The sequence below is a fragment of the Lishizhenia tianjinensis genome (genome assembly GCF_900116425.1).
GTDB lineage: Bacteria > Bacteroidota > Bacteroidia > Flavobacteriales_D > Crocinitomicaceae > Lishizhenia > Lishizhenia tianjinensis.
In genome coordinates this window covers 248,196-260,307 of record NZ_FPAS01000004.1, presented here as the reverse complement: position 1 = coordinate 260,307, position 12,112 = coordinate 248,196, and the positions used below count along the sequence as shown (strand labels likewise).

Here is a 12,112-nt window from a genome sequence, read left to right as displayed (position 1 = left end):
TAGGTCTTCAACGAGAAGTACAAAGTAGAATTGCTTTTTTTCGCGAGAAATTGGAGAAGAAGACCAAAAGACGTAAATTTTAGTAAGGGAATGGGGAAGTTGAGGGAAAGCGAATTGACTTATTCTCAAATGTCTTGATTTTGAAATGGTTAATATCTTGTGCATAAATAGCGTTCAAAAAGTGAGGCTGAGACTTGCATGCAACCCTTTTTAGGTTATATTTGTTTTCCTAGTAACTAAGCCGTTTAAACGATAAAAACTGAACACCATGGCCAAAGAAAAAACAAGATATTCAGACGAAGAACTTCAAGAATTCAAAGAATTGATTTTAGTGAAGTTAGCAGAAGCAAAAGAAGATTTAGATTTGTTACAAGGGTCTCTTTCTCATAAAGATGATCACGGTACAGATGATACGGGTAGAACTTTTAACATGATGGAGGACGGTTCTGAGACTTTATCTAGAGAAGAGGTTGCTCAATTGGGAGCACGTCAAGAGAAGTTTATCCAAAACTTGAAAAACGCTTTAATAAGAATTGAAAACAAAACTTACGGTATCTGTAGAGTTACTGGAAAGTTGATTCGTAAAGAAAGGTTGAAATTAGTACCGCATGCTACCTTAAGCATAGATGCTAAAAATCAGCAAGGAAGCTAGATGGAGAAAAATAAAAAGTTCCTACTCGTAGGTTTATTTGTTTTGCTTGTTTTGATAGCAGATCAAGTCATTAAAATATGGGTAAAAAACAACTATGGTCCGTATTCACCTTCTGAGCCTATACTCGGAGATTGGTTTGTATTGAATTATACAGAAAATCCAGGAATGGCCTTTGGTACTACCTTAGGCGGAGGTTTAGTTGGAAAGTTGGCATTGTCTATTTTTAGAATTTTAGCCATAGGAGGAATAATTTATTACATCATAAAGCAAATCAAGGAGGGTGTTAAAACTGAGTATCTGGTTGCACTTTCTTTTGTGCTCGCTGGAGCTACAGGTAACTTAATTGATTCTGCTTTGTATGATTTCATCTTTACATTTGATCCATGCATACCTTTTAATCAATTGGAAGGTTCTGGCAACTTTATGTCGTGCACTAGTTTTGGTGTAGAACATCAAGTAGAGGCGCGTAATACAGGGTTTTTGTTAGGGAACGTGGTTGACATGTTTCAGTTTGATGCAGAATGGCCTGAAGGAACGCCTTGGTTAGGAGGAAGACAAATATTTCCAGCAATATGGAATTTAGCGGATGGAGCAATTACAGTAGGAATTTTGATGGTGGTAATTCGTCAAAAGAGATACTTCAATAAATAAGAACTTTTTAGAAGAAATAGAAAAAGGGTTTCCTCGATTGGGAAACCCTTTTTTGTGGTTAATTATTCGTGTCTAAAAGTGCGCTTAATCAGTTGCAGCAAGCATAAGGGTTATAGGTTCGATTTGTTTGAAAAATGTTAAACTATTTATGTTGTATGCTTATTTTAGATCTGTAACGCTCATCTTTGTGGATCACGTTTAGATGATATACACCGTTTGCTAAACCACTTGTAGGAAGGGTATAGGTTGAAGTGTTCAGTGTTTTTTTTGTGTCCATATATACTTCCTGACCTAAGCTGTTAAAAAGAAGGATTGAAACTTCATCATTCAAAGTGTTGGGGAAGTTTAAATTCAATTGGTTGTCAGCAGGAACAGGATAGGGAAATATGCGAAGCAATGAGTTTTCTTCTATGCCTGTAACGTCTATAAAGACATTCTCAATGTTGGAAGTTTCTTCACAATATCCTGGAGCGGTTACTTGTAAACTGTAATCACCAGACTCTATAGGTGTATAGGTCGCCGAATTAGCTCCATTAACAGGGACTCCATCTTTTAACCATTGGTATTGTAGTCCATTTATTCCAATGCTATCACCGCTGTAGGCTAGTTCACCTTGGTTGTTGGTTATGCTCACTGCTAGTGGTTTTAAGTCTATCCAAAATTGATGAGGTTGGGTGATGTTTCCCAGAACGTCTGAGGACACAAATGTGATGTCATTGTCTGTTAAGTCAAGAGTTTGATCTAAACTCGCATCATAAAATTTTACGGTTAAAACTTCTCCATTGGCCACGTTACTGTACAAGGTAATGAAGATGATACCTTCACCATTGTTTACATTTGAACATTTGCCAGTACCCCTTAGGTCATTTCCAAGAAATATTCCTATTTCATCATCCATCTCCATGGCTTGTACACAGTTGTCGAACAGTGTAGCCGTAATGTTCATGTTATGGGCGTACAAAGATCCATCAACTGACCAGTTAGGAGCTTGACCAAAGGCCAAGCTCCACGTGCTGATGATTAGGGTGCATATTAAACTGTTTTTCATATTTTTCATTATTGTAGGGTTACTTTTAGGGTTTCCATTCCAGCATCGCTTTCTATGATTACGGTGTATACACCTTGACTTAACTTGTTTAAGTTTAGCGTGTAAGAGAAGCTTCCTGCCTCAACTTTACCATTGAAAGTGTTTACATCACAACGTTTACCCAACGCGTCGATTACGGAGATGTTAATGTGTTGTTCGTTTTCAAAGTACATCGAAAGCGTTGCATCGCCTTGTGTTGGGTTTGGGTAAACTCGTGTTTGGTAAGTTCGCTGATCGCCAATTGTAAGTAATTGAGGTTGGTCTAAACTACCCACCATGTCATTACTCTTGAAATTGATACTTTCTTGAACTTTAAGTACGTGCTCTGAATGTTTTCCGTGTAATTCAAAATTCAAGTTCGTTAACTGACCTCCATAAAGAGTTAAGAAGTAATATTCCTTTCCTTTAACAACTGTAGAATTACTCACACCAACGTTGTTTCCAAATTCATCAACGGCAACTAAATAATAGTCGCTCATATTGAGATTCGTATCCAAGTAAGCAATCATAGACATATTGTTTTCGAAGGCTTGCGGTCGAATTTCAAGATCTTTCATAGCTGTTTCAACGCTAGATAGTGTAGGGCTGTAAATATCAATCTGAGAAGATTGAGGATAGTATAAAGCTCCTCCATTTTGCGATTGAAGCATGTAACCCACACGAGGCTCTAAAGATTGTAATGAACCAACCCATCCATCTTGCGTATCATAGACCGCAAAACCGACTTGACCTTTAACGATGTCACCATCTTGTGGGTTTAATGAAGCCAAGGCCTCATTTACAGAGATGATACTATTTCCCCAATATGCTATCCAGTTCCAACCTGGAACCACGGTTATACTCATGGTGTTTACATCAATTTCTTGCCCGATGATTTCGAAGTCCGTTGCAGTTGCAGATTTCAATTTATAGGATTCTTCAATGTTGATGCCTCCTGCATTAGAAAGTGAACCTATCCAACCCGTGGCATTACTAAACTGATCAAAATTATCTCTGGCTTGTATCACATCATTGTTCTGTGGAGCCCAATCTGCAAATACACTTGGTACGGCAGAGTTGTTTTGAATCAAGTTAATAGAGATCCAGTTCCATCCGGTTTGTAAATTGTATTCGTTCACTATGTAATCTCCAGCTATGAACTCAATTGGGTTTGTAACTGTTCCTTCTAATCCGTTAGAAACAAAGTTTAGTTTAGGAAGTACATTTTCGAGTATTAACCCTTCACTTGCATCCCAAATTCTAAAGCTAATGGTATCGTTATTTGTACTGTTTGAATAAACATCTAAATATAAACGGTACCTATCAGAAGAAGGGTGATATACAATGTCTGCAGATCCAACCAATTGATTGTCGATGTATGCGGCTATTTTATCGTTTACATCACTGGTGTACACATTATCAATGATGATCGTACCGATAACACTCATGCTGTAATCGAAATTAGCTGTGGTTACGTTCCAATCTGGACTTTGAGCTGAAACGTTCACTTTTAAGTTGAACATTTCGTTGAAGTTTATTCCTGCTGAACTTAAGGCAAGTTCTTCTTGATAATTACCAATGTTCAACCCTGGCTGTACAGTAAAGGTAACGTCCATTTGACTCAGAGCTGGGAGTTGCGCAGTAGTCTGATTCGCGCTCAACCATGAAGGCAAATTGCTCAAGTTAATGGTTTTTGTACTTCCAGAACTGTTTACAACGGTTGCATCGAAACTATAGGCATTACCCAATAGAATGTCTGCTTCATGGTAATCCGTTAACCAGTAAACCTGATTTTTATCTATATAAGCAGACCACGTAACAGCACTTTCCATTACATTTAAATTCTCATCGCGTACGTCTCGAACCGTAATGTCTAACTGTGTGTTTTCTATTCTTTCGAAAGGTTCGTTAATGGTAAATATGATTGCATCATCATTCACCGCGTAATTAAAGTTAACGGGTTGTACGGGACGCTCGAATTTAATGGCTGGAACCACTTGGTCAAAAGCAGTTGCTCCTATCATGTTTGCCGTTAAAGGCGTTAAGCCTGGTAAAGATGAATTGTTTTGATCTCCCAATGTTTCTTGAAGTGTTAATACTCCACCGTTGTTTTGGTAAGCTTCAAAAGGGAAATAAGTTAACAATCCAAACTCATCACCAGAGAGTCTATTGAATCTGTCTCTAGCTATTTGATCTTCTTTTCTCGCGGCATTCCACAAGCGTACTTCATCTATATTTCCAGTAAATTCCTGATCTATAGTTTCTCCACTTGTTTCCATTCTACCATAAGCACCGATGTACATTTTACTTCCACCAAACCCATCGTAGTTGTTTGAAGTATAGGTGTTTATCAAAGTACCATCCATGTAGATATTTGTGTTACCCAGTCGGTTCACGGCAATGGCAAAGTGGTGCCAATTGTCATCGAAATAATTGAGACCAGATACCTGTTGAACGTGACCGTTATTTGCAACGGTTAACAAACCAGATGCATTTCCATAAACAGCCCAAGCATTTGGATTTAATCCAACACCACTGGCATCTACTTTACCGTTAGAAAATAGCGTTTGGTTTGAACCATTTGCTCCCTTGAACCAGAAAGAAAGGGTGAAGTCTGTTTCATTCGATAAAGCAAGTGTGCTAGAATTAATTTCTAGGTGGTTGGTTCCTGTAAAGCTTAACGATCTTGCATCTTGCGCAAAAGACCATGTAGCTCCATTGAATACGGCATTTCTTTCTTGCGCATAATCGGTAGCTATAAGGTCATTTCCTTCGTTGAATTTCCAGTAAGCTTTTAATCCTTGTTCGTTTCCAATTAACTCTTTCAAATAGTTCAATTGAATTTCGGTAAGCGTACGGGCATCGTTCCAGATGCGTAGATCTTGTAGGTTTCCAGAAAACCCATTTCCGATTAATGTTGCAAGTGTTCCATCGTAGTTGTTCACAATACTACCAGAACCAACAGTAGAACCATCTATCATAAAATCGGTAGAAGTTCCATCATGTATAACTGCAACGTGGTGCCAGTTATTGTCTGTTATTGCGCCTGCGTTAATGGTATTTCCTGCAATTGTCAAACTTAAAGCATTACTTGCATCGAACCCTAAATCGAAGTTTGTACTTGTACCTTGACGTACGATAGAACCTGCTTGTAAAACATCGCGTTTTACCCAGAATTCTACTGTAAAGGGTTGATCATCTAGATTTATACCCGCAGGAACATTTAATTCGTCTGTTCCATCAAAGTAAAGCGACGTAAAGTGTTCAATGTCTGTATTGTTCAACACACCTCTTATATCGAAGTTCAAGGTTTGATTCAATAAACCGTCGTTGATGCTTTCGTTCAAAGTGATCATAATTTCATCATTTGGCGAAAGTATTCCATCTGCTGGAGAAGGTTGACCAAAGAGGTGAGGGCTCAATCTATCCATCGTTCCTGTAAGGATGGTAGAGTTGGCTTTCACATTGTTAGGACAAACGGTTTCTAACTGAACGTCGTAAAGTCCATCAATCAAGTTGGAAACATCCCAATCATAGGAAGTTTGTCCACCGGCAGCAAGCAATAAAGTATCTGTACCTGCTGAACTTTGGTTGAAGAATTCTTCAGCGTGTATCCATGACGATGAGCTTGCAGCTTTGTATTTGAAAACGACTTTTTCAAAATCTGGAAAGTTTACGTCATACTGATCAAATAAAATAGAAAGTGTATCTGAATTTGAGTTGTTGAGCACCCAGTTTTGGTTAGGTCCTACAAATTCTACGGGAGTACATGTAGGTATGAAGTTTACGTTAAAGCTCGCATCATCTTGAATGGAAGACTCACAATCTGATTTTAATACAAGTCGAACGTCTGTGTAATCATATTCAACAGGTCCCTTGTGTACCGTCAATGTTTTGATAATACTAGACCCTGCAGGGATTAAGAACGTTTGATTTGGATTTAAACCATCGATAAGAAGGATTAAACCATCTGGATTTGAAGATTGATCCACCTCCAATTTATAGTATCTGTCATCATCTTGATTTAAGTTAGACATCGTTATTTGGAAGGTTGCGGCTTGCGTTGCAGGTATTCCGACTTGTGTTCCTGGTGTAATGGTTACTGCAGGAAGATCTCTTTGCTGTGTAGCAATTTGTAAAGGAGTTCCAGGATTGTAGAAATCTGTTGAATCTGCAGCTTCGTACGGACAAGAAGTTTGCCCTCCTTGGATTTTAAAGATAGGTCCGTTTACAGATCCTCCATCCAAAGCATCTACAGAATAGAAGTCACCAACATCGTTGTCTTCTAATGTGAATGCAAAGTTGGTAGATCTAACTGTACCTGTAGACCAAGCGTTAGATTGTTCCAAACCTAGTGAAATACTGTGATTGGTAGTGATTCCCGTATTACTGAGTTTGGCCTCAGTTTCCAATGCTAATTCGTAAGAAACGTTTACTTCAAACGAACTATTCCAAGAAATGGCATTGGTCAATGTTGTAGAACGGTTTACAGTTGTTCCTGAACTAAAGGAAATATTTTCTTCAAGTTCATCTACTTCTTGGTTAAGTAATACACCACTTCTGTCTGTATCATTCCCAATTGCTCCATTATTTCCGGCTGCTGTGTAAGACTGACCATTTATCGCGTTAAGTTTTTCTTTTTCGTTTTTGGCAATAGCTTCTTTCCATAAACGAATTTGTTGGTTGTACCAACGCACCGAATCGGTTTGTACTTCATTGGGTCCCCACGTTCTAGAGAAAGTGTAACTCGGTCCTGTTGTATCTGCAGCCTCCTTTTGGTATGGTGTACCAGTAGAAGCTAATCCACCCCACAATAAGTCGTCATTGTTAGACCCAAATTTAGGGTCGTTTGTATTGGTGAAGTGAACAGTATAATAACTTTTTTGAAGTTCTTGATTTCTTAGTTCTTCTAAATCTGGAATTAACTCTTCTTTAATGTGTTTTTCAGAATAAACAAAGTAGGTGTTGTATCCTGTAGGACTCATAGTAAACCCTTTTTGTAACCCTATTCTGTATTTTGTTCCATTAATACTGATAGAAGAATCTGATTTACACGCAGCTCCTGCATCACAAACGGCTTGAGGAAGTAGGGTTAAATTATTAGAGACTCCAAAGTTCATGTTGTATGATTTACCAATGTATAAATCTCCATCAGCCCCCACATAATAAGGGTCACTACTTGTAGATATGGTTTCTTCAATAGTCACTTCCTGGGTGTAAGATTCTCCTCCACCAGCAGAGGTGTTTAAGGTGTAATTGTCAGTCACTGAGCTTTCAATGTCTGTTCTTGTTCCAATACCAATACCCATTGTAAAGTCAGCTCCTACACTCACTCCCATGCTATGTTCAAGACCTGTTGACCCAACGATTCCCCATGTATACTCTGAGGAGAAGGTTGAACCCTGCGTAATGGAAGCTGTAGAATTGGATCCGGGAGGGTCTCTTAAAACGTGCTCAACAATATCAGGACCTTGTGTGGCAAAACTGTTACCTAATAAAATTGACCCCACAACATAGGCATCATAATTCCATACATCTGAAGCACTTCCGTAAGAAGAAGTAATGTCAATGTGTTTTGTAAAGTCGTTCGGACCTATTGAATCGGTAATAAGCGTAGCTGTGTTTGGATCTCCGGCAATAAAGCTGTAAATGTACTCTCCCGTCTCGTCCATGGTGAATGAACTTGTAGGATTAGTAGCCATATTGTTGTTTATGTTTATGGTAACATCTTTGGCGCCTAAAGTATCATATACCCAATCAACGGTGTCTAAATCTTTATTGATGTAAATTTCTGTTGCCCTAATTTTAAATGCATATTCATGATTTTGTTGATACACATCATAATCAAATCCTGAAGTGGAAACAGAATCCTTTTGACCATCAGCTGTTAATTTGGCAATGTAGTCAACACCAGTAACGGGACCATCATCTAAATTACTTACGATCAAAGTATGTGGACTTCTATAGTTCCATGATTTCTCAACATGGAAATCTAATGTGTTTACAAATGCTAAACTTCCATCGTTGTTGAAAACAGAATCTGTTTTTGTTTGAAGGGGAGGAGTGTTTGTATAGTCTACTAACTCAGCATTGAAAAAATTATTGAATTCGGGATTGGTTGGAATAATAACATCATCGATGTCTATTCCTTTAATTTCATAAGCCAAGGGATAGATTTGATGCTGAAACTCTCCCGTTGTAGAATCTGTGTAGATCGTATCAGCATAAAAGCTAAATAAAGTAGATTCAAATTTTAGCCCTGCTACCCCAAGGTTATTTTTTCCGTTGTTAAAACCAACTTTTTTTTCGGCTTCATTCGCTCCACCAGCCACTTTACCGATGATAGTGATTTGAGTTTTATCGATGAAGTCAACACCAGACAACGGAGTTTGGAAATCCCAGTATCCAGTTTCAGGGAATCTACCTACGGCAAATTCGTGATTAGGCTTTTCAATAGAAATGAAATGTTCTCCAATAGGTACACTTATTTCATAGTTACCAGACTGATCTGTGTAAATAGGTTGACCATCTTTAATTGCGGCCTGACCATCTATATAAAGCATTAAACCTTCTGCAGGGATTTCTCTTTCATCTAATGTTCCGTTAGTTCCGTCTGTAATTTCACCATCGTTGTTGATATCACGAGCATACATTACCGTTCCCGTTACATCAAAAGATGAGATGTCGGTAAAGTCTTGGTTGTTGGCAACAGGTGTGTTTTCTCCAATAAATACCGTTCTAGAATTGGGTTGGAATTGGTGAAAAGGAATGAAAGGAACGATGGTAACCACTTCACCTGAATTCGAGTAAGGATATCTTGGAATTACATAGTTACCAGAGTTATCGGTAAGTGCAATCGCTCCTAGTTTGTCTGCAGGAGGGACATCTGACACAAAACTGGTATTGTTGTAATAACTCGTATCAAAGACATTGTAATGTTGTGTAATCTCTGCGTGTCTTCGGTGGTATCCGTTTGCATCGAAAGATGCATCGTAAAGGAACTTTCCACTTTGCTCATTGGTACGGTAGTAGATTTCGAGCTTATCTTCGTCTCCTTTTAAATAAGAATTCATGTACTGATTAATCTCATCTTCTGTTCTGGCATCACTCCAAAATCTAATTTCCGTCATTTTACCATTAAAGGATTGCCAAGTAGGACTAAAAACACCGTTTGCACCAATGGTCATAAATGACATGGAAATGTTCGTTGAGTTTTGCCACTTCATTTCTAAACTGTCCATGGTATAGTTGCTACCATTGTGATACAATCGAAGGCTGTCACCATCATAGGTTATTGCCAAGTGGTGCCATTCGTTGGTAGGGATATCTAAATTGAAACTGAAGGTTTGTGTTCCAGATACTAGTTGCCAAGTTGTAGCAGTTGAACTGTTGGTTGGAGTTTTTAGGATTAAAGCACCATTCGTTGCACCAATTCTAAATACTGAAGCTCCCGAGTAATCATTACTATTAATCCAAAATTCAATTGATTTTGCCTGGTTGCCACTTAAGAATTGAAGGTCTTTACGTTCTTGTACAAAATTTTGGTCAATACTGTTTGCCGTATCTACAAGCATGACGTAATCTTTGTTGCCATCGAAACTAATACTACCTGTATTCAAGTTTAACCCAGAAGCTGAAACTTTACAATTTGGTACTGCAAGACCTCCAGTGTATTCAATGTTCCCTGTAACGATACCATACGGAGATCTAAAACCTATACCATTAACCATATTGGTTTCATTGCTCAGGTTTTCACAAGTGGCACTTCCTTGAAGGAAGTATTGGTATTGTTTGTTAGGGAGTGCTGCGTTATCAGAATAGCTTCTTTGTCCGCCTGTTAAACTTGCAATTAAAACGGTATCAATTGCGTTGATTTCATGTCTCCAAATTTCCTGATTGGTAATTGAAGTAGCATTATTGGCTACGGTCCATTCTAAATTGATAACATCTTTATTGTAGCCTTTGTCAATTTTTAAGGCATTCTTATCGTAGGTGTCTTGTATATCTTTTGCAAGTTTTAAATCTGCACCTGTTGGCAATGAATCAATCGTTCCTATCGTGAGGTCGTTTACACAATTGTTTGTGACCTGAACTTCGTATTCATAATTGTTACAAATTGCAGGACCATTACTGTTGGAAGTTAAATCCGAATAGGAGGTTGAATTAATAGGTAAGGGAATACTAATATTACTTCCATCTATTAAATCTCTCCTAATAAGGGTGAAACCTGTTTCATTGTTGGTTGGATCTACCCAAGAAATATCTATACCGGCAGTTGAAGTATTGTTGGTAACACTTGCGTTTATGTTAGAATTTGTAATTGTTATAGGACCTTGAACCATAATTTCTTTGGTGATATAGTCCGTATAAACATAGCCTAGTGTTTGGGGGTCTCCAACAATTCTTATTTTATATCTATAAGTAGTTCCTGCTGTAACGTTGTTATCTGTAAATGAATATTGACCAGAATTAGGTGTTAATTGGTTTGGATTGTTAAAATTATTAGAGTTAATAATATAGCCTTGAGAAGTGAAATTACCATTGGCATCTTTAACTTCTTTGATAATATCAAACCAATAGGTAATACAGCCATGTCTATTCGGTATATCATTCCATTCTATTTGAACTTCCTCTAAACATGGGTCAGGTAGGGTAACATCAAACCCTTGAACCTGTGTAAGTATAGGTGAAGGGTAGCTTGATGGGTAGTGGTGTTGATTAGTTACTACATCTATTTCCTTATTGATGAGGTGGTGTTTGTTTACAACATAAGAGAGTTTGTATTCATAGGTTTTACAATTATTAACACTATTATCAGTATAGCTAGCTATTCCTAGATCGACGGAGTTTGAGCTTGAAGCACCGAATATTGTACTCCAATTACTAAACGAGTTGGCACCTAAATCTTTCTCTCTTCTCTTTAGGATGTAATATGCATTTTCTTGAGTGCCAGGATTTATAATGTGTCCTTTTGCCGATGGATGATTCCATGAGATATTTATTCCATTAGAACCGGTACTAGTTAGAAACCCGGTGATTTCCCAACTAGATGGTAATTGAAGGGTTGTAGTATTGGATTGGCTGTAGGTTGTTCCTGACGGTAAGTATTGGGTGAGTTGTACACGGTATTCTTGTCCTTGGACGATGTTATTAAAAGTATGATTTGTTGTATTCTGTGATAAATTTGGTTCAAGTTGAGTGGTTGCCCATTGTCCGGCATCATTTTTCACTTCTAACCTTAGATGTAAAACTTCACCTTGAATGTTAGCACCTGACCAATTTACGTTCAGATCGTTGCCTGAAGGTGACATATTTAAATTACTAATTTCATCACCGACATCAATTGGTTGTGATAAATCTTGGTGGTGATTCACAAAGTTATGGTCAACAGTACAGTCAACTCTATCAACATCAATTGCAACGGTATGATTACCTGGAGTTACCTCGAATTCATCTTGAAAGGTTTGATCTCCATATCCAGTATTATAACCTCCCCATTGAGCTTTTTGTACGCCATCAATATAAACAGTTGCACGAACAAATACATTTACGCCTGAATAACAATTGTAGGTACCTGCTCTGTATTTAATAAAGACTTTGCCAGCATCGGGGTTCGTAACCTCCATCTGTCCTATGTTTAGGGCATAGGATGAAAAGGAAGTAAGGGTTAAGAACAGGAACAGTAGGTATCCCCGCAGTGTTTTAATTAAGGGTAGTGATTTCATCATCTTTCAAAATTTGAG

4 protein-coding genes are annotated in these 12,112 nt (G+C 38.0%); 2 read left to right on the top strand and 2 right to left on the bottom strand.

Going from position 1 to position 12,112, the window contains the following annotated elements:
* Positions 1-268: 268 nt before the first annotated feature.
* Positions 269-652, top strand: coding sequence for a TraR/DksA family transcriptional regulator (locus tag BM327_RS12660; RefSeq protein WP_090250846.1), 384 nt, complete (start codon positions 269-271; stop codon positions 650-652).
* Positions 653-1,303, top strand: coding sequence for a signal peptidase II (locus BM327_RS12655; RefSeq protein ID WP_090250841.1), 651 nt, complete (start codon positions 653-655; stop codon positions 1,301-1,303).
* Positions 1,304-1,445: 142 nt separating this feature from the next.
* Here the strand turns inward: BM327_RS12655 and BM327_RS12650 are convergent, their stop codons facing one another.
* Positions 1,446-2,360 (bottom strand): T9SS type A sorting domain-containing protein, encoded by a 915-nt coding sequence (locus BM327_RS12650; RefSeq protein ID WP_090250836.1) that lies wholly within the window; start codon positions 2,358-2,360, stop codon positions 1,446-1,448.
* Complete coding sequence (locus BM327_RS12645) at positions 2,360-11,995, bottom strand: LamG-like jellyroll fold domain-containing protein (protein WP_170853758.1); 9,636 nt, start codon at positions 11,993-11,995, stop codon at positions 2,360-2,362. The genes BM327_RS12650 and BM327_RS12645 overlap by 1 nt, the downstream gene beginning before the upstream one ends.
* Between the last annotated feature and the right edge of the window lie 117 nt (positions 11,996-12,112).

Excerpts from the sequence above, each read along its gene's own strand:
- BM327_RS12650 (WP_090250836.1), bottom strand. The coding sequence starts at position 2,360 with ATGAAAAATATGAAAAACAGTTTAATATGCACCCTAATCATCAGCACG.
- BM327_RS12645 (WP_170853758.1), bottom strand. The coding sequence starts at position 11,995 with ATGGAGGTTACGAACCCCGATGCTGGCAAAGTCTTTATTAAATACAGA.
- BM327_RS12655 (WP_090250841.1), top strand. The coding sequence starts at position 653 with ATGGAGAAAAATAAAAAGTTCCTACTCGTAGGTTTATTTGTTTTGCTT.
- BM327_RS12660 (WP_090250846.1), top strand. The coding sequence starts at position 269 with ATGGCCAAAGAAAAAACAAGATATTCAGACGAAGAACTTCAAGAATTC.